Origin of the sequence: Cellvibrio sp., assembly GCF_039207905.1 — a bacterium.
In the GTDB taxonomy this organism is placed as follows: Bacteria; Pseudomonadota; Gammaproteobacteria; order Pseudomonadales; family Cellvibrionaceae; genus Cellvibrio.
In genome coordinates this window covers 25,528-47,300 of the sequence record NZ_JBCECX010000036.1, presented here as the reverse complement: position 1 = coordinate 47,300, position 21,773 = coordinate 25,528, and the positions used below count along the sequence as shown (strand labels likewise).

Sequence of the window (21,773 nt, the reverse complement as noted above, 5' to 3'; positions counted from 1 at the left end):
GTCCGGTAGTTATAGGCCACACGTAATTGCAGGCCATCTTTATCATAGAAAACGGTTGCGTTTCCGGTGTCACTAATACCTGGTAGCGCAAATCTTTTGACTGAGCCAGCAGCACTAAGAGACGCATCGGTATTCACAAAGGTGTAGTTAGCAGAGAAACCAAAACCATTATGAAACACGTGGGTCCAGTTTATTTCCGCGCCTTCAATAGAGGCCGTCTCACCATTTTGTGGACGACTCACAGTGAAGTTTTTCCATTCAGGATCTTCCACGTCAACAATGCTGTCTAGTGTTTCAGGCAAGCTCATAACCACGATGTAGTCATCGATTTCTTTTTTGTACAGAGCCAACGCAAGCATGTTCGTATCGTCGTAGTAGTACTCAAAAGAGAGATCCAGGTTTTGCGATAAAAATGGCTTGAGATTTGGGTTAGTACCACGCGCAGTACGGACAGAAGTAGTCGTTGTTTGATACGAGGTGTATGGAGCCAAAGCAGTCAATGTTGGACGAGTCAAAGTCTCACTGAATGCAGCGCGAACATAAAAATTATCAGTAACCTCAAGACGTGCATTGAGTGATGGCAACCAATTGTCGTAATCATTTTTCACCTGAATTGCGGTACCAGCTTCATCCGCAAATTGTTGTACCAACCAAGGTGATGGCGGTTTGCCAGGCTCAGCAAGTTCACGCTCAAGACCTACCAATACTTGCGTAGTACCGGATGATGTCAAAGCAGTATCGGTGTAACGAACACCACCGGACAAATGCAATGGCATTGAGAATACTTCAGTATCTGCTGCCGCTTCCAAATAGAAAGAAGTAACATCTTCTTCAACGACAGAAGAGTCGTTAGATTTAACCGCATCCCAACTACTTCCATTTGCGAGGAACGCTGCTTTCGATGCAATACCTGCTGGAGTATCAGCGCGAGTACGACCATCAATGTTTTCTGCCATCCAATTGCGATAAGCAACTGGGTCAATCATATAAACATCACCGTTCAGGCCACCAAATACATTGCCCGGTTTTAAAACACCTTTAATTACAGAGTCAGTATCCATTACTTGCTGGGTTGCAAGACCGTGGTACATACGACGAATTAAATCAGGTGTAGACCAGTATTCAGTTGCTTTTTCTGCAACAGCGTTGCTACCACCAAACTTCACTTTCGACAGGAATGAATCGATTGGAGCCCATTCAAAATCAACTTTAAACTCATGGTTCTTGGCTTTGTTGTAAACACCATCATTTGAATTAATACGCGCGCGCAAATCTTTCATATTTGCGCTGCCCATTTCGGGCGTAATAGCCGCAGGATCTGCATATTCCAAAGAAGGAATTCCACCATTGGAAGTCATGATGTAGCCAGGTCTGTCCAAAAACTCCACAATGTATAAACGATCCAGACCACGGTTATCGTGAATCGCATCAGACATGGAAATATCGGCGATCATTTTCCATTCGTCAGAAATATCCCAAGCCGCGTTAAATCCACCCACGTTTGATTCAGTTGGACGTTCAGTGGTGGTCAACAAATGCGCGTAACCGGTGATGTTGTAACCAGCGTCGTAACCATGGTTGATCACATTGTAGAAACCGTTTTGATCCACCTGATTAACGGGAGACAAGGTCGGCGCCCACATGTAAGAACCTGTGGAGTATTGTGTGGTAGAGGTGTCGTATTTGGAGTGGATGATATCGGCGGTCAGTACAAGATCATCAGTCGCTTGTAATTGCAGCACTAAATTGCCGCCAATACGCTCGCGTGTTTCGTTGGTGATACCGGCGTACAAACTTTGGATACGGTAAGTATCTTCTTCCAAGCCATCACCCGAGTAAGCGTAACCACCTGCCCAGCCTTGTGAAGGATTGGTGAAATTTAAAAAAGGTTCTTCGACGGTTTTAGAGATATGTTCGTTATCAACGCTGAATTTAGCACTGGAACGCTCTTGATAGGTCAACGATGCCAATACACCCAATTTAGCGTCATTAAACGTATTGCTGATAATAAAGGAACCCTGTGGACTGGCGTCCTCGCTATTCTCTTCATACATGCCTTTAAGGCTACCCGCTGCGTGGAAGCCATCAAAATCAAAAGGACGTGCAGTTGCGATATTGATAGTGCCGCCCAAACCGCCCTCTTTCAGGTTGGCACTGGAGGTTTTGAACACATCAACTGTACGCACCAACTCAGAAGCAAGAGTATCAAAGCTGAATGCACGGTCTTCGTTTTCAGTCGCGGGCGAGCGACCGTTGATTAATACCGCAGTAAAGTCTGGGCCAAGGCCACGAACACTTACAAAACGACCTTCACCACCGGAGCGATCAATCGATACACCGGGGATACGCTGTAAGGAGTCAGCGATGTTGTTGTCGGGGAACTTACCTAAATCTTCCGCAGTGATGCTATCGGTCACCAGATCCGAATTACGCTTTTTATCGATAGAGCGCCCCAAGCTCGCCGCGATACCGGTAACGACCACCTCTTCCAACTGTTCATCGGCATCTGTTTCTGCCGCTTGTGCGCTACCCAGCATCAGGGTCGAGGTCATGGCTGCAACCACTGCCAACGACATTTTTGATTTTATGAACATAACAACGTCCTCCTCGGACCTTTTCTTTCTATCTGGTTATATTTTTCTCGTGGGCAGCGTGGTCTTGTATCTGAACCCCTCAACCAAACATCCGGATCTCTCTTTCCAGTGTAGATTGGCTCATCCAGTGAGGTGGGTCAGCTCGATTCTTCCTTCGTAGATCTCTCTAAACCAGCTCGTTTCTCGTGTAATAAACGACCTGATTGAATATCTTTTCAGATACCAGTGGAGCAATAGTCGCCCAAGCCAAATACACCGTCGCTTCACTTTGGCGCGACACCTAAAATGCTCCGGCTCAGTTTCGACATAAAAGCGACCCGTTTTTAATTCATTGATTTATATAGACTTTAATAGGATAAACATAATGAACATGGAGGAAATGAACCTTACTCTTTACGTTTTTTAATGATGGGAGAGCACATCAAGAGGGATAGAGGAATGTGAAAATACCTGAGCTACCAAAAGTCGTACCCGATCTGGAAGCTTCCTTGAGGGAAAAGAGAATTGATGAAAGAAAAAGAGAGGTAGGAATAACAGCTAGCGGATAAAAATTAGTCTTTTAAATACCAGTCATCGCGGTAGGTTTTAACCATATCGGGATAGAGAACCGTCATCACCGTAGCGATTAGCCCATTCACAAAGCCTTCCGGAAAGGTCATCAACACGAACACAATGAAATGCTCTTGCGTTGTCGCTAGCTGGATATCGCTGCCAGTAATGGCAAATAACAGCATTGCGGTTAATCCCAACCACAGGCAACTTACCATCGCACCAAAGAAACCCACACCCCAAAAGTAGGTAAACGGATTTTTAAATTTCCAGCGATCCACCAACCAAAGCACACACCAGGCCCAACCTACCGGTACAGCAACACTCAAACAAAAATCGACAGGTAATGTGCTCAGGTTAAATTGTGCCAGCGCAACATCCCAATCAAGGGTGATGGCATGGAGCGGCACTTGGTAGATCTCCAATGCAAACAGAGCCATAGCACCGATCAAAATAGCCAGGCTCCAGCCAAATACCATAGTTGTTACGGTCATCAGCAACGGGTGGATTGCCAGGGTATCGCGTATCGACACCTGCAACAGCCATAAAAGGGCGAGCGAAAGGATTGTTGCGAATAAAGCATGCTGACGGGGCTGGCTGACCAAAACCTGCCCCCAAGGCGCGTGGCGTATTGCCAACAATAAAGTCGGTACCGCAATACAAATCGCGAACCAAAAAAGAGCCGGAGCCGGAGGGAGTAGTAAATTCATACAGATAGTGTAATCGAGTTTACAGGCCGCCCATTTAAATATGGCGGCCTGTAAACCCTGAGCGATTATTGAGCACCCTTCTCTTTCATGCGCTGAATAGCCGTGTCATAAACTGGGTTATCTTTAAATTGTTTTGCGTAGTTATATTCACGCGCTGCATCGCTCCATTGTCCAGCTGCTTCGTAAATTCTGCCGTTATTGTAATGTGAGCTTGCGCGTACAGTATTTGCCGTACTGCCACTTGCCAAGGCGATAGCTTTACGATTCGCCCAGAGCGCTTCAGCAACGCGATCCGCCTTTTGAAAGGTCAGGCCAAGATTGCTGTATGCCTGGCCATAATTACCGTTAAGTTCGATTGCGGCCTGAAAGTAGCTGATAGCTTCATCGTAATTTTTAGCTTGATAGGCCAATTCACCTTTTGTATTTAACTTTTTGGCAGTCGCTTGGCTAGCTGCATCAGATGTCAGGTTTTGTACGCTGGTGGTGTTAATAACGCCCTGGAATTCTGCAGTCTGCAATCTTTCATGGGAGAGGACTGTTTTAATCGTATTAAAGTCCTGGAATTCACCACCTTCAGTAATAGCGAAAACCGTCCATAAATTTCCAACTTGATTCGTTGGCACATAGTAAGTGCGAATCAATGTTTGGCCGACATACACAAATACCTTTGCACTGCTCTTTGACAGAAACAGACCAGGATTATCGCCATTGGTGTAATCATGCACGGCATAAACATACCGCTCACCATCGTGCTTGCGCTCAAGCGTAATGGTTTCCGGGCCGTAGCTGGTTGTGTCATCTACATCCAGTTGAGCATCTGCTCCGGTCATATTATCAAAGTAAATATGATTGCCTGGATAAACGATATGAGAGTCCAAATCTTCCGGCGATGCGCCCCAGTTAAGCACGATACGCATACCATCAAGATTGGTCATCACCGGACTTACCGCATAGGTCATTCCAGCACAGGGGCATTTCACCACCAAATTCGAATAGCCCGGCGTTTTGACAATTAATAACGCATCAGATGTATCTGCGAATGCAGTGGCCAGTTTTGCCTGACCTTGGGCGTTGGTGGTAGCCGTTACCGATTGCTCCCCATTTTTTTGCAAAATTATTGTTGCGTTAGCAATCTTTTTATCTTTTACCGTCGCACTTAAAATTTGTACATCAACGTCAGCGGCCAACAGGTTACAGGCAGCGCCCATTGTTAAAACCAAAGTAATAGAGCGCAAGAAACTCATTTTTTTCATTGTTATATCCTTAGATAACATTACATTTAAAACACGCAGATTAAACCTGAGCCTCACTGAACCCCTGACCTTGCAGCACGCCGCGGATTTTTTCAGCGGTTTGCTTTAACACATCACCATCAGCATTTTTCGCAAACGCAAAACTCAAATCATCCATTGAGTCCATCGGCACCAAGTGAATGTGGGTGTGCGGAACTTCAAGACCGGCAATCATCAAACCAACGCGGGTAGCCGGATAAGCAACCTTTAATGCATTGCCAATCTTATGGCTGACTTGCATCAGGTGTGATGCTAAATCCAACGGCAAGTCGCTCCACTGGTCAATTTCCTCGCGCGGGATTACCAATACGTGACCTTGACGAATAGGTTGAATCGTCAAGATGGCAACGGCTTTATCATCCTTCCACACAAAATTACCGGGAATCTTTCCTTCCATAATCAACGTAAACACACTTGCCATCACACAATCCTCATTACTGTTAAAACGTTATTGATGAAGAGATTAATAAACTGCAACACCACGCCGCAATAATTCACGCGCAAGTATTTCATCAACTTGATGAATATTTTCATCGCGAAATTCGATATACGCAACCTTGTGCTTTTTGTAGAGTGCATTTTTTTCCAGCTCACCACTTAATACCGCTGCGCGATTAGTATCTTGCGCCAATTGGTCAGCCCAGCATTCAATACACAACTCTGCTTCAGGCACGTAAAAATCCGCCGTTGCGGAATCAAGATCCCACAACAATCGATAATCACGCGCATGCACTACCCGAGCAAGATACAACCAATTATTAATTCGCCGCTGCACGGCATTATTAACGGAATGACCATCGAGCGCCGCTTGCCCGCTCAATCCTTCATCACCCGAGATTTGCAGCAGGGAATTAATCACATCAGGCTCGTCGAGAATGGTTTCAGGCCAGGTCACAAAAGGAATTCCGGATTCTGCCTCTTGTTGCTGCCCACCTAAACCTTTCCCTTTCGCGGTGAGTAACCATCCGCGAATGTGTCTTTTAATCAGTCCCTTCTCTGCTAGTAATAAATTCACCAAGCGCGCAGGGATATCCCATTTGTGCGCGAGATTTGTTGCACTCAGTGGAGCTTCGGGTAACAACTTCAATAAATGGTGATGCTGGATAGACTCAGGCCAGGCAATGTATTCGCCAAATTTGGGATGATTAACATAAACCCCTCCCTCAAATTTGCCCTTCTCGGTCAGCTGCCAATGATTGTCTACCTTCACAATCCAGCCGCCCGTAGTGAGCAAAATAAATAGCTCTTTGCTCTCTTTATTTATCAGACGCGCCAGCGCAGTGGTGGAGATGTGTCGTTCGGCCATATAAGAATCCTTATTAATTGCGCGAGTTTACTCCCCGCCATTCGTTGCGAACAGTCTGTAGATTCATTGCAAGCTTATTCAATTTTATAGCGGAGATGAGGATGGCTTAGTACAAATTTGCGATCAAGATCAAATTTATCTGGCCTTAAAAGTCACAAGCCCCTATAATTCGCGCACTTTCAGTAACCCCTTCTTTGATCGTGAATGTCTTGCGGGGTCATGCTGAACAGACTGGATGTCTGAGGGCTGCCCGACCAATTGTTAGTTCTTGAAGCAGTTGGTAGATATTGACGCTGATCGATTCTGTTTATCAAATCTCTTCAGCTTGCCCCCTAGTATGCAATCGGTTATACGATATGGAGTTTGTGGATTGCATAAACGTCTGCTTGGCAGATGACGCGGGAATTCGTTGACTAAATCGCTTTTTACGCTTGCACTCGTGCCCTGACTCACTGAGTTATTTTCACGCGCAACCGAATTATCTACACACTTAGCGATCCAATCATCGCCCCATTTTTATGTGTTTGCACATTCACTATTGCCGCCATTTTATTGGCAATACTTTTCGCAAATACCCATTAAAAGACTAATAAAAATCGATAACGTAAATAACCCGGTGCGGCACCTTAATTGCTCACGGTAATTGTTTGCGCGCGATTTTTATGACTAAACACAGGTTATTACATGTCTGACCAAATTATGTTTACCGATTTAAACCTTGCTGCGCCCGTATTAAAAGCCATTCAAGCAGTTGGCTACGAAGTGCCCTCCCCCATTCAAGCAGCTGCGATTCCTGTACTGCTTGCTGGTGGCGATATTCTGGGTATGGCGCAAACAGGTACCGGTAAAACTGCAGCCTTCGCGCTGCCATTGCTCTCTAAATTGGATTTGAGCCAAAACGATCCACAAATCCTGGTGCTTGCACCTACCCGTGAATTAGCAATCCAGGTTGCTGAAGCTTTCCAAAAATACGCCGCTGAAATGCCCGGCTTCCATGTACTGCCAATTTATGGCGGTCAGGATATGACTAGCCAGTTGCGTCAATTAAAGCGCGGTGTACACGTTGTTGTAGGTACACCAGGCCGCGTGATGGATCACCTCCGTCGCGGCAGTTTGAATTTGAACAATTTGAAAAGCCTTGTACTCGACGAAGCCGATGAAATGTTGCGCATGGGCTTTATCGATGACGTTGAGTGGATTCTTGAACATACTCCGGCAACACGTCAAACCGCACTTTTCTCAGCGACTATGCCGCGCGAAATTCGCAAAGTGTGCGACAACTATTTGCGCGATGCCAAAGAAATTAAAATCGCCAGCACCCAATCTACCGGCGACAATATTGAACAAGTTTACTGGATGGTTAGCGGCACCAATAAACTGGATGCATTAACACGCATTTTGGAAGTTGAACCCTTCGACGGCATGATTATTTTCGTGCGCACTAAAACTGCCACCGTTGAACTCGCCGAAAAATTGGAAGCACGCGGTTACTCTGCATCTGCATTGAACGGTGATATGAACCAACAATTGCGTGAACGCGCAATTGATCGTTTAAAAACGGGCAAGCTTGATATCGTTATTGCGACTGATGTCGCAGCGCGCGGTATCGACGTAGAGCGTGTGAGCCACGTTGTTAACTACGATATTCCTTACGACAGCGAAGCTTATGTTCACCGTATTGGTCGTACCGGCCGTGCGGGTCGTAGCGGTAAAGCAATTCTGTTTGTTGCGCCACGTGAAAAACGTTTGCTGTACACCATCGAAAAGGCAACTAAAAAGCCAATTACCTTGATGGAATTGCCAAGCGGCGCAACCGTTACCAAGCACCGTATCGATCAGTTTACCCAACAAATTACTGATACCCTGAAAGAACAGGCAGATCTGTCTTTCTTTAATGATTTGCTTGCTGAATACAGCCACGCAAATGATGTATCGCCAGAAGAAATTGCATCTGCCCTTGCCTTCTTATTACAGCGCGAGCGTCCATTGCAAGTGAAATTTACCGATGTAAAACCCGAGCGCGAGCGCAGCAGTCGTGATGACCGTGGTGGTCGTGACCGCGATGATCGTGGCGGCCGTGACGGAGGTCGTGATCGCGGCTCACGTGAAGATCGTCCACGCCGTGAGCGCAATGACGAGAATATGGATCGTTATCGCATTGAGGTGGGTCGCAATCACGAAGCCCGCCCTGGTGATATCGTAGGTGCAATTGCCAACGAAGCTGGTATCGAAAGCCGTTACATCGGCCATATCAAACTGCATGACGAGTTTTCTACTGTTGATCTGCCAACCGGCATTTCAAAAGACGTTCTCGCAAAACTGAAGAAGGTGCGCGTTCGCAATCGTCCATTGGAAATTTCTTTGGATACCGGTCCACGCGGCGGTGATGATTTCCCTGGTCGCGGAAAACCAAAACGCGAATACGGCCCGAGAGACGGCGGTTACAGAGATGGGGGCCGTGACAAGCCACGCTTCGGTGAGCGCGACGGTAAAAAAACCAGCTTCCGCCCGAAAAAGACTGATTAATTAATATGTTTTCTTGTTAAGTGACCAGCTGATTTAGCCAGTCACTTAAACTCCCTTGTCGCCATAGCACGAAAGTGTTTATGGCGATTTTTTTGCCTGAAATTTAATACGTAGAATCAATCCAACGAGGGCTTACGACCCACGTTATCAATCTCAACCACATCTTTTGATGTTTTTGATTCCACTTTCTTTTTCGTTGCCAACAATCTACCCAGCTGAATAAATGGCTTCTCTATATATTTGTAAGTGAATATCGAGAACACAAAGCTACCCACAAACGATAACGCCAATACAAACAGCAGCTTCTCTGTACCGCCGGTGATTCCAAGGTGAATAACCAAAAGTACGGCAGCACCAACAAACATCATGTGAAATAAATAAACGCTGTAGGAGATTTCACCGTAAAAGGATAGAAAATCAAGCACCGGATTTTTGACCGTCCGCTCTTCGGCAAACAAAGCAAAGAAAACGCACACGACTGCCGCGAGACCAAAAAAATTCCATTTATCGGCCACAAACGGTAGCGAAGGAGGAATCTCAATAATCGCGACCTGGACCAAACCCACTGCAAGTATGGTTAGCACAATTGATAACAGGCTCCCCCACAATGGAATACGGTAGCTGTAAAGCTGATAAAGTTTAGCCAGAACCACTCCACCAAAAAATGAAAAACCCATTTTGAAAAGACTGGAATCATTAAACGAAAGCAAATCAGTCTTATAAAGTGCGTAGAGAACGGCACTGAATAGCGCGGGGACAAAAAAGGAGCTAAGCACCCCTCTCATCAAATACACGCAGAAAGGCAGCATTAGGTAATATTGAAATTCAACCGGTAGCGACCAATAAGGTCCCTGGAATAAATATTTAGGGCCAGTGATATTAAAGGTGAGACTTAGATACTGGAGGATATTGATAAAGTTGTATTCTTTTAAAAAATTCGATATCCAGTAGGTCATATCTGAATTGTAATAGTTTCTAAAAATCTCAATAAAAACCATGTAAAACAGCATTGAGATAGCGAATAGCGGCCATATGCGCATAAAGCGTTTAATAAAAAAATCACCAAAGCTACCAAGCGATTTCAAGTTTTGGCTGTTACTGATAAACAAGGTGCAACCACTCAGCGCGAAAAATAAGTAGACAGCAAAATCACCTAAATCCAGCAAGCTTATTGCAAATGAATAGCTTGGCTCATCATTCGCAGAGTAAGCAACGTAAGTCGCACTTTTAACATGTGTAACAATAACCAACATGGCAGCAATAGCACGCAACCACGTTAAAACATTCAAATGGTGTTTAACCATATCTGCACCTACAAATCCCTGCGAGTGAACGCAATTAATTCAGCCGATAAGCTGCATAAAGCAACCATCCAGTTGTTATTACACCTTTAATGTTTCCGTTTTAACACGCCATAGTGATCAGGATCAGGGCACCACGCACCACGCTCGCACACTATTTTGAAATAGAGAGCCAGAAAGATTGTGTATGTGTGATTTGATACAGGCATAAGACGTGAGGCATATAACGAGCCAACTATAACTTAACAACAGATACAATAAAGCTACAAATGCGAGCTGATGATTTAATTGTGAAAGACTAGACGCGCATCTGTCGCGCAAGACGACTTATATGTTTAGTTAGGCTCGCCAAACCGGCGCTTGCCGTTAACATCCATATCCACCCGCTCCAACATCTCTTCACTTTCTGTTTTCCCTCCGCAAGATGTCATGTACCAATTTCTGGCCTCACCGGATTTTACTGACGGAGATCTAAGGCATTTACCGCTACCGAGCTTGACGACAGTTGCACCGGAAGGATCGGTATGTGTTTCCAAGGCACTGTCTTCTACTCGCGCCAACACCGGTTTATTTTCTTCTATAGCGAGTTGCTCTCTCAACCCTGGGTGAAATACATTTCTTGCGATTCCTTGCGTATTATTTTGTGATGGATAATTGCTGCGCCCAATAATCTCATTTAATTCCTGCTGGGTTAAAGGCTCAACTTCTGTAACAAATTCAGGCAATTGTTGCAGTTTGGCAGGCAACAACTCTTGCGAGGTGAAACCAGAACTCAAGGTAAATGACTCAATTGCTCGGACCTTTTCCGGTTCATTTTGGGCTGGGAGGGTAATATAACGGAGCTGGGTAACGCGTGATTCTTTGGCAGGAATAAATCCGGTGCTGCGCAGCAGCCCCCAAAGAACCAGCAAATGGACAATGACCGTAATGGCTATTGCGATCCATCGCGGAGAGCGACTGTGTAAAGTAAGACCAGAAAAAAACCGACCAGATACGGTCGGTTTTTTAATAACAGAAGCAGCCAACATACTTGTAAAGCCCTTGTGATCTGTACAGCCTTTATGACCTGCACAGCCTTTTTAAGAAGTCCCTTCTAGACACAATGGCAGATCAAAAGTTCGCCCACTCTGATAATTTCTCTGGATGGCGAGCTGACTACTCATCAAACATCTGGATCATGTAACCATCTTTCAGTGCTTCGGCCATTGCTTTATCAGCAGCCACCACACGTGGGTCGCCAGTCAGATTGCTCGGCACGAGTTTACGGTTTTCGATATCGATTTCCGTAAAACCGGCACGCATCAAATACAGCTTACATAGATGCTCCGCACCAAATAAGTCTTTAAAGTTGATATAGACAATAAAAGGAACCATTTGGCCCTCTTTAATATCATCGAATGCTTTTTTTGCACGGCCATTGGCAGAGAAGATATACATAATTTTTTACCGTATTAATTAGTCAATTGTGGGGCAATAAACTAAACCCTTACAGGTTAGCTATTGCACCCGCGCCTCAGCACAGAAATTAGATTGTCATAACCACTCGCAACGCATCCAATCGAATTTTGGCTTGCGATAAAAAGTGCTGGCTCGCCGCCAAACGCTGCTGTAAATAATCGATTTCTTCCTGGCGCACATTAGGGTTTACCTCTTTCAAGGCTTTCATGCGCGATAACTCACCATTCAGTTGCTCGCCAACTTTTGCTTGCGCTTCTGCAATTAACTCTTCTTGTTTTGCAGCTGTAATTTCTTCGGCTTTTTGTACCATGGTCGTCAATGTTGGGCGGGCGTGGCGAACCAGATCCTGCGCATTGTTGCGCGGAACTTTTTGCAGCAACTTACTAAGCTGATTGATCCCAAGCACTGCAGACAAATCCTTGCCTTTATCATCCAACAATACGCGCAATAACGATTGCGGCATATAACGGAACAATTGCAATTCAGCTGGCGCTGGGCAATGTAGTACAAACAACGCCTCCAGCATCAAGTTACCAGGCTTTAACGGAGGTAATTTCAAGGTGCAAAATGCGGTGTTACCGAATTCGCTCAACGAAATTAAATCCTGCGCACCGCGTACTAACGGATGCTCCCAGGTCAGGAATTGCATGTCTTCCCGCGATAATGCCTGCTGACGATCATAAGTTACTGTCAATCCATCTTCAGGCAAACCAGGGAATTGCTCGATACGCATGTGATCGCTCGGATGCAATACCAAACTTTTTTCGCTGTGTTTTTCAAAGTCGATACCAAAACTATCAAACACCTGCTCCATATAAATCGGCAGCACGGTGCTTACATCATTCTCAGCTAGCGCATCGACCAGCGCTTCAGCTTGAGCGGGCTTGCAAGAGTTAAGCTCTAGCAAACGGTCGCGCCCTTGCTGCAACTGGGCAACCAGTTCAGCAGAGAACACTCGGGTTCCATCCAATAACTGCGCAAACTTTTCGTCATTGCTATCAACCAATGAAGGTAAAAGCGCGTCAGCAAATTTCACATAAGCTGCCTGCCCAATCGCACAGGTTTTTTCAAACGCATTTAATCCTTGGTGATACCAATCCATTAATTTTTGCTGGGCTGTATCTTCATAGTAAAGAACATGGATATTCACAGTCGCCGTTTGACCGATACGATCAAGACGACCGATACGCTGCTCCAACAAATCTGGATTGGTTGGCAAATCAAACAACACCAAGTCTTGCGCAAATTGGAAGTTACGGCCTTCACTGCCTATCTCAGAGCAGACAAGCACCTGGGCACCGTCTTCAGCCTCGGCAAAATAAGCCGCTGCGCGGTCGCGCTCAATCAGGTTTAAACCTTCATGGAAAACAGCGGTGGTTAACCCTTTTCGCAGACGCAAATATTCTTCGATAGATTGCGCCGAATCAGCGTTCGCACAAATTACCAATACTTTTTTACGGCGATGCTGACGCAGCCATTCAGCAAGCCAAACAACACGTGGATCTTGCAGCCACCAATCAGAATCGGTCTTCTGCTGCCAATATTGTTCAGCGCAGATTTGCGTTGCGAGCGATTGCTCACGCAATGCAATAAGATCTTCGTCATCCAACTCCAGTGCATGTGCCTGCAATTTACGCTCAGGGAAGCCACTAACAGAATTACGTGTATTGCGGAATAAAACACGGCCAGTGCCATGGCGATCTAACAAGTAGTGAATCGCAGTATCAATTGCATCGCCCAGACTTTGGGTTTCAGCTTGTGCCTGCAATTCTTTAATTGTTTCTGTGGGCAAATAAGTATTGAGCGACTTAATCAATGGTGCAGAAATCTTTCCGGCATCTTCGCTGTGCTCTTGCAACAGTGCTTGTACTAATTCATTAAGCGGCTGATAGGCTTTTTGCTCGGCGATAAACTTTTCCAAATCATAATAGCGATCCGGATCAAGCAAACGCAGACGTGCAAAGTGGCTTTCCAAGCCTAGTTGTTCAGGTGTTGCCGTCAGCAATAACAACCCTTTCGATTTTTTCGCCAAACCTTCAATACAGGTATAGGCCTTACTCGGCTTTTTCTCGCTCCATTGAAGATGGTGCGCTTCGTCAACCAACAATAAATCCCACTCAGCCGCAACCGCTTGTTCGTAGCGATAATTATTTTTAGTGAGGAAATCCAACGAGCAAATAATTAATTGTGCAGTTTCAAATGGATTGCTGATATCGCCATGCTGCTCATTTTTTTCTTCAACGTCATCTTCGAAGTCGTCAACATAATCGATAGATTCTTCAACCGAATCCAAACCGACCAATGCATTGCAACGCGCTTCATCGAGCAGTGTGAATGCGAGGTTGAAGCGGCGTAGCATTTCCACCAACCATTGATGCTGCAAGCTAGCTGGGACAACAATCAACGCGCGCTGTACACGGCCGCTCATTAATTGTTGATGCAAAATCAAACCAGCTTCAATGGTTTTGCCCAAGCCAACCTCATCCGCTAATAACACGCGTGGTGCATGACGTTGGGATACTTCGCTAGCGATATAGAGTTGGTGCGGCAACAATTGTACGCGCGGGCCAGCCAAACCAAACATCGGCGACTGGCGATGCAAATTTTGGTAATGCAGGGTTTGGTAGCGCAAAGTGAAATGGTTGTGCTTGTCGATCTGCCCAGCAAACAAACGATCGCGCGGGGTGCTGAATTGCACGAAGCTATCGAGTTCAAACTCGGGAATTGCAACCTCTTCATTTTCTTTCGTGAGGCCGACATACATCAAACAGCCAGCCTGCTCGACAATACTGGTGATCTGGATTTTGGTTCCATCCTGGTGGCGCACTTTTTCGCCCACCTCGTACTTCACGCGACTTACGGGTGCATTGTCCATCGCATAAGTACGACGTTCACCCGCTGCGGGAAAACTCAGCGTCAGGCGACGATTTGCCACATCCAACACAATTCCCAACCCCAAATCCGCTTCAGACTCGCTGATCCAGCGCTGACCAATCACAAACTGCGTTTTACTACTCACTCAAATACCTGCTTTATCTAATATCCGGGCTTTGCCCAGAAAAAATCAAAATTGTCGAAAAGGCGCGCATGATACTGTTTTAAGGCCCACAAAACCAAAAAATTTGGCTGTTAGATTGCATGCTTTTCTATAAAATCCATCCCATTAGTCACATAAATGGTAGCCTCCATGCACATCAATCTTCCCAATGCTGCAAGCACTCTTCGCCTCGAACAACTGGTCGCCAAATCCGGCTTCCTGCGCCTCACCACCAGCAATGAGCAATATCCAGATGCTCCCGGCTCTGGCTTGCCGCTATTAGTGGTAGAGACGAGCCTGTGCAGCGGCGTAATTTCCTTGCAAGGCGCCCATCTGCTTGAGTTCAAAACTACCAACGGCGATCCGTTGTTATGGCTCAGCCCTAATTGCGATTTTACTCCCGGCACCGCCTTGCGTGGCGGCGTCCCACTCTGCTTGCCCTGGTTCGGCGTCAACCAAACTGACCCCACAAAACCAAAACATGGTTTTGGCCGCAATAGTTTTTGGGAATTGGGTAAAGCACAGCTGTTAAGCGATGGCACAGCCGAATTGGAGTTTTTATTTGTCAGCGATGCCAATCAATTGTTCCCTTACGATTTTTCAGCCGAATTACGTATGACACTGGGCAACAGTGCAAAAATCGAACTCACCATCAACAACACCGATACAGATGATTTTGATTGCAGCTGGGCCATGCACAATTATCACCGCATCAGTTCATTAACCGATGTGCGCGTACTGGGCTTGGCAGGCAGAAAATATTTTGACAATTTCGAAGGCTACGCTGAAAAACAACAAACTGGCGATGTGAATTTCCCCGGCCCCGTTGATCGCGTTTATCCCGCAATCGACAATAGCGTCACCATCAAAGGATCACCAACCATTGAAATCACTCACAGCAATTGCCCAAGCGTTGTGGTGTGGAATCCTGGTGCAGAAGCTGCCGGAAAAATCGCGGATATCGGTGAAGGACAAGAGCAGTTTTATATTTGCGTAGAACGCAGCGCTGTACTCGGTGAGAAATGGCATTTGCCTGCCGGCACGAGTAAAAGTGCGTGGATGGAGTTTAAGCAGGTTTAATCAAATCTGCAGACAATAAAAAAGCCGCTGACTGAGCGGCTTTTTTATTTGAAGCATTTTTGCAATTACGCAGGCAGCAATTCTTTTACTGCATCGCGCTCTTCTTGCAATTCTTTTTCAGTCGCTTGCATACGCGCACGAGAGAATTCGTTGATTTCCAAACCTTGTACGATTTCCCAATCGCCGTTTTTGCACACAACAGGGAAAGAGTAGATCAGGCCTTTTTCGATGCCGTAAGAACCGTCGCTGTAAACACCCATGCTGGTCCAATCACCTTCTGGAGTGCCCAGAGCCCAGTCACGGATGTGATTGATTGCAGCGTTAGCAGCAGATGCAGCAGAAGAAGCACCGCGCGCAGCGATAATTGCGGCACCACGTTGTTGTACGGTTGGGATGTAATCTTCTTCGTACCACGCTTGGTCGATCAAGCTCAATGCTGGCTTGCCATCAACCAAAGTGTTGTGCAGGTCAGGATACTGGGTAGATGAGTGGTTGCCCCAGATCAGCGCCTTGGTGATGTTGTTGATGCTGGTGCCGGTTTTGGTCGCCAACTGTGACAATGCACGGTTGTGATCCAAACGGGTCATTGCAGTGAATTGACGTGGGTTGATGTTTGGCGCGTTGCGCTGTGCGATCAACGAGTTGGTGTTAGCAGGGTTGCCCACAACCAATACTTTGATGTCGCGTGATGCGTGATCATCAATCGCTTTACCTTGAACAGAGAAGATAGCAGCGTTAGCAGCCAGCAGGTCTTTACGCTCCATGCCTGGGCCACGTGGACGTGCGCCTACCAGCAATGCGTAGTCGGTGTCTTTGAATGCAACTGCAGGATCATCAGTGGTAACAATGCCAGCCAACAGTGGGAACGCACAGTCATCCAATTCCATCGCTACGCCTTGCAAAGCTTTCAGCGCAGGGGTGATTTCCAATAATTGCAGGATTACTGGTTGATCTTTACCCAACATGTCGCCAGCGGCGATACGGAACAACAGGGAATAACTGATTTGGCCAGCGGCGCCAGTGACGGTAACTCTTACAGGTGCTTTCACGATGAGACTCCATTTATACGGGTGATATTGGAAAGGAACAGAGGTTTGGCATTGTGTGCCGGATTTTGTACTTTAGACGGGAGGGCATTATAGGCATTTGCGGGGAAAATTCACCCTCTTAATGCATCAGGATGAGAAAGACTCGCAAATTTACCCTGCGAGCCTTTCATACATAAAGCAGATTGGTGATTATTAGATCAATTGGTAATTTGCCCTTATGCGCCAGGCCCACAATCCAAACAAGCTTCTGGTGACGGCGCACCTCTATGCAGCTTGTGATTGAGATCGCGCAACGCAGTACGAACCCCCTCCTCCAATACCGGATGATAGAAGGGCAAATTAAGGATTTCGCTCACTGTCATACGCATCTGAATTACCCACGCGAGCTGATGACCAATATGCTCAGCAGCAGGGCCAAACATTTCTGCCCCCAGCAACAAACCAGTACCCTGCTCGCCATAAACGCGCAGCAAACCACGATTTTTATTCATCACTCGCGCGCGACCTTGATCCTCAAAACTTGCTTCACCAATTGCATAGCAGTTGCTGCAGTTTCGCCGGATTTCTTCCAGATTTTGCCCAACGCTCGCAATTTGCGGATCGGTAAACACAATACTTAATGGCGTTCTGCGCAAACCTGCACGTACATCGTCAGGGCTTTTCAATGAACGTCCCGCATTAGCACCAGCAATCCGCCCTTCGTCTGCAGCTTCGTGCAATAACGGAATATCATTCGAGACATCACCAGCAATATAAATCGACGAAGAACCGCACTGCCCTGTGTAACGGCTGTGAAATGGGATACCTTTGTGATCCAACTCGATATCTGCATTTTCCAACGCCAATGCATCAATATTTGGCCGGCGCCCTGTTGCAGCAAGCACAAAATCAAAACGCTCTTCAATCATTCCTTTTTCGCGGTGACGGTATTCAACAATTACCGACTCGCCGTTCGCGTGCACATTATTAATATCAGCATTTAAATCCAGACAAAATTCGTGGTTGAATTCTAAATCAGCATAATGACTAATTGATGGATCTTTAATAAAAGCCAGCTCGCCACTCTTACCAAAAACCGCAACACGTACACCCAATCGACTTAGCGCCTGCCCCAATTCCAAACCAATGACACCGGGACCAAAAATCGCAATCGATTTAGGTAAATTTTTTAACTCAAATAAATCATCACTGATCAACAAACGCTTGCCGACATCTTGCAAAAAATCAGGAATAACGGGCGCAGAACCCGTAGCAATAACAATTCGCTCCGCGCTCATATGCGATACGGAACCATCCGCACTGGTTAATTCCAGTTCGCGGGTGGAGATAAATTTTGCCTGGGCTTTGACTTTGTGTTCGGAGGGAAAATCATTAATAGAATCGACAACAGAACCAACAAATCTATCGCGTTCACTTCTGATACGTTTTAGTACTTCAGAACCATCTATAACCGGTGCCTGATAATCCACTCCAAACACACCATTCTGGCTAGCGTGATGCGCATGATCAGCAGCGGCAATCAACAATTTGCTGGGCATACACCCCACACGCGCACAAGTTGTTCCGTAAACATTCCCTTCAATCAGGACAAGATTATCAGTATATTTTCGCGCTTCGCGGTAAGCGCTCAAACCCGCAGTACCAGCTCCAATGATGGCAATATCAACGTGACGTGTTTTCATTTAATCCTCGTAACCGAAAAACGTCACTTACCATATAAATTAGACCAATTTCATTCGGTGCGACAGCGCACATACATACCCGAATCAAAGCGCTTTTACATCGCTAATCCATGGATACCCCAAATAACCTTTGTGTTGTAGCAATTGAACTCTGCTCTGCGCAGAAACCCCGCGATAAATAAACTCTGGCACACGAATAGAATAATTACCGCAATCACAATTCCAATTTTTTACCACAACATAATATTTGGTGCCGCTGCGACGGCCTTTAGATGTGTACTTTCGAGTTACTGATGCCTCAAAAACCTCTGGCACCACTGAATCCATTTCAATATTAATGTCTCGCATTTCAGTTGCGAAAGATAAAAAAATCCCAAAAGCTCCAATTGTTACCAATTCAATTAATACTATGTGAGCACGCGCACTACGCCCCAACCAATACAAAGAAATCAATGCAAAAATGAATGCCGCAATTAAGCTGTAAATCAAAGCATCATAAACAATCAAAGAGTAATCGACAGTAAAAGGCAGTCTCCCGAATTGAACACGAAAAACCTGTATAACACCATTAATGGCTATACCGGAGCTAATTGCCAGTAATACCGCCGCCTTAATTACAAAAGGATCTTTCCAGCGCGAACCTGAAACCTCGGCAACCTCTTGCACTGAATTACTCAACGCATCGAACGCAGCAACCAATGTTTTGGCAACCTGAGAAATGTTACCTTCGTTGTAATTCGAGCCAGTTTTAAATGTTGCCCACAAGCGACCATTGCGGCAATGAATCTCCCGCCCTTCAAGTTGAGACGCGATGCCATAATTCATGAGTTTTTTTGCGGCAGAGCGAAATTCAGAAGAATTCGCCAGTGCATAATGTAAGGTTTTACTATCCGAAACCAAGTAGATTAAATCGTCAAATGACGCATCTCCAGTTTCAAATTCATTTGCAACCCCAATGCGTTTGAAAAAGCTGTCCAACCGGGATTGCCGCTTTAACGTAAAATTGGCTTTTGGGTGGCAAGTGACCCCAAGGTAGACCCAAGTTAGTTTATTTTTATAGCGATAATGCTTGTATTGCAGTCCAGCCGTAGTACCTTCTGGCGACCAGCGAGATAAATGCCGGCGCCAGAACTCAATACAAATGCAGATTGATATAGTTAAAAAACCAAACAAAAACCACATAGCTATCCCTTAGTCATTATTATCAAACTAATCAGTTTTACTGCTGATAACGCTTCACCAATGCTTGATACAACTCATCTTTGAATTCCGGCTTGGTTGTATCCAAACTTTGTACGGCTTCAACCAAATGTTCATTATCTTCACGGCCATCGTGCCAGTGTTTGCGATAGCTGCCGTCTTTGTAGCCGTGATCCTGACGGAAGAAATTCAATACGTTTTTACCTACATAGCCGCGATAGAGTTGTTCGAAACTCATATCTACACCGGCCATCAAACGAGCAAATAAACCTATGTGAAATTGGCGGTCGCCCAGCGTAGCGGCAACAAATTTTTCCAGATCAAGACGGAAATCTTGTTCGTCGGTGGAAACGATCAGTTCCTTTTCGATTTTGGCAATAATGTCATTCAGCGCAGCGCCGGATTGCAGTTGAATACTTAAGCCGAAGTGCCAGATGTCGATTAATTCAAGTGCAACTTGCTCGGTGTCTGGCGATTGTTTTTTCCACCATTTCCAACCGTAGTGATCCATAAGCTCAGCACACTCAACCCAAATGGCGCGATACCATTCGTAGCCTTGTTGTTGCCAGTTCGCGTTGACTTTGGTGTTCATCGCATCTTGTAGTTCGAGCATAATTTTTATTTGTTGCGCACTCATGGTAAGACCTTATTTGTTGGGCGTGGATTGCAGCGCCCCATTTAGTTTATTTATAGGGCGCAACAAGCAGCGCCCCAACATTTAGACGGGGAGATATTGTTTTGCTTTACTGAATAAACGATAAAAATTTTCGGTTGTTCTTTCGGCAAGTTCTTCCAGCGGAATTCCGCGCACATCGGCAACGAACTGAGCAACCTCGCGTACATATTTTGGCTCGTTAGGTTTGCCGCGATAGGGAATCGGCGCGAGGTACGGCGAGTCAGTTTCCACCAACAAGCGATCAATCGGCATATTGCGCACTACATCGCGGATTTGATCGGCATTTTTGAATGTAACTATGCCCGAAATAGACACGTAATAATTTAAATCCAACGCTGCTTTAGCCATTTCCCAATCTTCGGTAAAACAGTGCAGTACACCACTGTGTTCGAGGCTGCCATGCTCTTTGATCAATGCCAGCGTATCCGCTTTTGCCTCGCGGGTATGAACAACCACAGGCAAACCAATTTGTTTTCCCACACTTAAATGCAGCGCAAAACTTTCGTGTTGAATATCTTTGCTTTCGGTTTCGTAATGGTAATCCAAACCCGTTTCACCCAAAGCAACAACTTTGGATTGCGATGCCCAATTGATTAATTGCGCTTCAGTTGCTGCACCTTCTTTTACATCACAAGGATGAACTCCAACAGAAGCAACCACGCGCGGATGCGCTTGGGCGATATCGATAACTGTTTGGATATTTTCCAAGCTAATACCAATACACAGCATTTGCTGGATACCGCGCTCATGAGCGGCGGCAATAGCAGCGCTCAGGTCGCCGTTGTAGGGATCGAGTTTGATTCGATCAAGGTGGCAGTGGGAGTCGATTAACATGGGCATTTCCAATAACAAGATGCGTACAAGATACAGAAACAACAAAGCCAGGCTTAACCTGGCTTTGCAGAAAACTCAGTGGGAGCAGATTTTACATGGTATGAGTGGGTTTGTCTGAACTCAGCATGCCGGCTAAATAGGTTTCGATCTTGTTGATCGCGGTATTGTCCTGATCGCTAAACTGTACGCCGATTCCAGCCGCGCGGTTACCTTGCGCACCCTTGGGAGTTACCCATACCACTTTACCGGCTACCGGGATTTTCTCCGGCTCATCCATCAGGCTCAACAACATAAACACTTCGTCGCCCAACTTGTAGCTTTTGTTGGTGGGAATAAACATGCCGCCGTTTTTCACAAAGGGCATATAGGCTGCGTAGAGAACAGCTTTATCTTTAATCGTCAGAGAAAGTATGCCGTTACGGGCACCACCGCCAATCGGTTGCATAACAAATCCTGGTTGTTGTTTTATCAGATCACAA

General features: G+C 45.9%; 17 protein-coding genes. 2 read left to right on the top strand and 15 right to left on the bottom strand.

The window, feature by feature from the left end; translation table 11 throughout:
• From AAGC78_RS17865 to AAGC78_RS17845, 5 genes are all read right to left on the bottom strand, one after another.
• A partial coding sequence (locus AAGC78_RS17865; protein ID WP_435785463.1) for a TonB-dependent receptor occupies positions 1 to 2,594 on the bottom strand: 2,594 nt, incomplete at its 3' end.
• A gap of 551 nt (positions 2,595 to 3,145) precedes the next feature.
• A complete protein-coding gene (locus tag AAGC78_RS17860; RefSeq protein ID WP_435785462.1) occupies positions 3,146 to 3,676 on the bottom strand; it encodes a hypothetical protein in 531 nt (176 codons plus the stop codon).
• A 242-nt stretch (positions 3,677 to 3,918) separates the two neighbouring features.
• Entirely contained in the window at positions 3,919 to 5,106 is a 1,188-nt protein-coding gene (locus tag AAGC78_RS17855; protein WP_435785461.1) for a tetratricopeptide repeat protein, read from the bottom strand.
• 40 nt (positions 5,107 to 5,146) lie between these two features.
• Positions 5,147 to 5,566 (bottom strand): HIT family protein, encoded by a 420-nt coding sequence (locus tag AAGC78_RS17850; protein ID WP_435785460.1) that lies wholly within the window; start codon positions 5,564 to 5,566, stop codon positions 5,147 to 5,149.
• A gap of 42 nt (positions 5,567 to 5,608) precedes the next feature.
• Complete coding sequence (locus AAGC78_RS17845) at positions 5,609 to 6,451, bottom strand: 4-alpha-glucanotransferase (RefSeq protein ID WP_435785459.1); 843 nt, start codon at positions 6,449 to 6,451, stop codon at positions 5,609 to 5,611.
• A gap of 684 nt (positions 6,452 to 7,135) precedes the next feature.
• Between AAGC78_RS17845 and AAGC78_RS17840 the strand changes: the two genes are divergently transcribed.
• On the top strand, positions 7,136 to 8,977 hold the full coding sequence (locus AAGC78_RS17840) for a DEAD/DEAH box helicase (protein ID WP_435785458.1): 1,842 nt from the start codon (positions 7,136 to 7,138) through the stop codon (positions 8,975 to 8,977).
• A gap of 116 nt (positions 8,978 to 9,093) precedes the next feature.
• On the opposite strand, the gene AAGC78_RS17835 is transcribed toward AAGC78_RS17840, so the two are convergent.
• The 4 genes from AAGC78_RS17835 to rapA form a co-directional block, all read right to left on the bottom strand.
• A complete protein-coding gene (locus AAGC78_RS17835; protein ID WP_435785457.1) occupies positions 9,094 to 10,281 on the bottom strand; it encodes an acyltransferase family protein in 1,188 nt (395 codons plus the stop codon).
• 332 nt (positions 10,282 to 10,613) lie between these two features.
• Positions 10,614 to 11,306 (bottom strand): hypothetical protein, encoded by a 693-nt coding sequence (locus AAGC78_RS17830; protein WP_435785456.1) that lies wholly within the window; start codon positions 11,304 to 11,306, stop codon positions 10,614 to 10,616.
• Between the two features lie 127 nt (positions 11,307 to 11,433).
• Positions 11,434 to 11,715: a hypothetical protein gene (locus AAGC78_RS17825; protein WP_435785455.1), complete on the bottom strand. Its 282-nt coding sequence runs from the start codon at positions 11,713 to 11,715 to the stop codon at positions 11,434 to 11,436.
• A gap of 88 nt (positions 11,716 to 11,803) precedes the next feature.
• On the bottom strand, positions 11,804 to 14,755 hold the full coding sequence (rapA, locus tag AAGC78_RS17820; RefSeq protein ID WP_435785454.1) for an RNA polymerase-associated protein RapA: 2,952 nt from the start codon (positions 14,753 to 14,755) through the stop codon (positions 11,804 to 11,806).
• A 168-nt stretch (positions 14,756 to 14,923) separates the two neighbouring features.
• Here rapA and AAGC78_RS17815 point away from each other — a divergent pair, with 168 nt between their 5' ends.
• On the top strand, positions 14,924 to 15,853 hold the full coding sequence (locus AAGC78_RS17815) for a D-hexose-6-phosphate mutarotase (protein ID WP_435785453.1): 930 nt from the start codon (positions 14,924 to 14,926) through the stop codon (positions 15,851 to 15,853).
• 65 nt (positions 15,854 to 15,918) lie between these two features.
• Here AAGC78_RS17815 and AAGC78_RS17810 read toward each other — a convergent pair whose 3' ends face one another.
• From AAGC78_RS17810 to AAGC78_RS17785, 6 genes are all read right to left on the bottom strand, one after another.
• Positions 15,919 to 16,902, bottom strand: coding sequence for a malate dehydrogenase (locus tag AAGC78_RS17810; RefSeq protein WP_435785452.1), 984 nt, complete (start codon positions 16,900 to 16,902; stop codon positions 15,919 to 15,921).
• Positions 16,903 to 17,117: 215 nt separating this feature from the next.
• Entirely contained in the window at positions 17,118 to 18,584 is a 1,467-nt protein-coding gene (locus tag AAGC78_RS17805) for a dihydrolipoyl dehydrogenase (RefSeq protein ID WP_435785451.1), read from the bottom strand.
• 84 nt (positions 18,585 to 18,668) lie between these two features.
• Positions 18,669 to 19,766: a hypothetical protein gene (locus AAGC78_RS17800; protein ID WP_435785450.1), complete on the bottom strand. Its 1,098-nt coding sequence runs from the start codon at positions 19,764 to 19,766 to the stop codon at positions 18,669 to 18,671.
• A gap of 37 nt (positions 19,767 to 19,803) precedes the next feature.
• A complete protein-coding gene (locus tag AAGC78_RS17795) occupies positions 19,804 to 20,421 on the bottom strand; it encodes a dUTP diphosphatase (protein WP_435785449.1) in 618 nt (205 codons plus the stop codon).
• An 81-nt stretch (positions 20,422 to 20,502) separates the two neighbouring features.
• Entirely contained in the window at positions 20,503 to 21,294 is a 792-nt protein-coding gene (locus AAGC78_RS17790; RefSeq protein ID WP_435785448.1) for a TatD family hydrolase, read from the bottom strand.
• A 91-nt stretch (positions 21,295 to 21,385) separates the two neighbouring features.
• Complete coding sequence (locus AAGC78_RS17785; protein WP_310070574.1) at positions 21,386 to 21,739, bottom strand: PilZ domain-containing protein; 354 nt, start codon at positions 21,737 to 21,739, stop codon at positions 21,386 to 21,388.
• Between the last annotated feature and the right edge of the window lie 34 nt (positions 21,740 to 21,773).

Excerpts from the sequence above, each read along its gene's own strand:
- AAGC78_RS17845 (WP_435785459.1), bottom strand. The coding sequence starts at position 6,451 with ATGGCCGAACGACACATCTCCACCACTGCGCTGGCGCGTCTGATAAAT.
- AAGC78_RS17795 (WP_435785449.1), bottom strand. The coding sequence starts at position 20,421 with ATGAGTGCGCAACAAATAAAAATTATGCTCGAACTACAAGATGCGATG.
- AAGC78_RS17805 (WP_435785451.1), bottom strand. The coding sequence starts at position 18,584 with ATGAAAACACGTCACGTTGATATTGCCATCATTGGAGCTGGTACTGCG.
- AAGC78_RS17830 (WP_435785456.1), bottom strand. The coding sequence starts at position 11,306 with ATGTTGGCTGCTTCTGTTATTAAAAAACCGACCGTATCTGGTCGGTTT.
- AAGC78_RS17825 (WP_435785455.1), bottom strand. The coding sequence starts at position 11,715 with ATGTATATCTTCTCTGCCAATGGCCGTGCAAAAAAAGCATTCGATGAT.
- AAGC78_RS17785 (WP_310070574.1), bottom strand. The coding sequence starts at position 21,739 with ATGCAACCGATTGGCGGTGGTGCCCGTAACGGCATACTTTCTCTGACG.
- AAGC78_RS17800 (WP_435785450.1), bottom strand. The coding sequence starts at position 19,766 with ATGTGGTTTTTGTTTGGTTTTTTAACTATATCAATCTGCATTTGTATT.
- AAGC78_RS17815 (WP_435785453.1), top strand. The coding sequence starts at position 14,924 with ATGCACATCAATCTTCCCAATGCTGCAAGCACTCTTCGCCTCGAACAA.
- AAGC78_RS17790 (WP_435785448.1), bottom strand. The coding sequence starts at position 21,294 with ATGTTAATCGACTCCCACTGCCACCTTGATCGAATCAAACTCGATCCC.
- AAGC78_RS17855 (WP_435785461.1), bottom strand. The coding sequence starts at position 5,106 with ATGAAAAAAATGAGTTTCTTGCGCTCTATTACTTTGGTTTTAACAATG.
- AAGC78_RS17850 (WP_435785460.1), bottom strand. The coding sequence starts at position 5,566 with ATGGCAAGTGTGTTTACGTTGATTATGGAAGGAAAGATTCCCGGTAAT.
- AAGC78_RS17840 (WP_435785458.1), top strand. The coding sequence starts at position 7,136 with ATGTCTGACCAAATTATGTTTACCGATTTAAACCTTGCTGCGCCCGTA.
- AAGC78_RS17835 (WP_435785457.1), bottom strand. The coding sequence starts at position 10,281 with ATGGTTAAACACCATTTGAATGTTTTAACGTGGTTGCGTGCTATTGCT.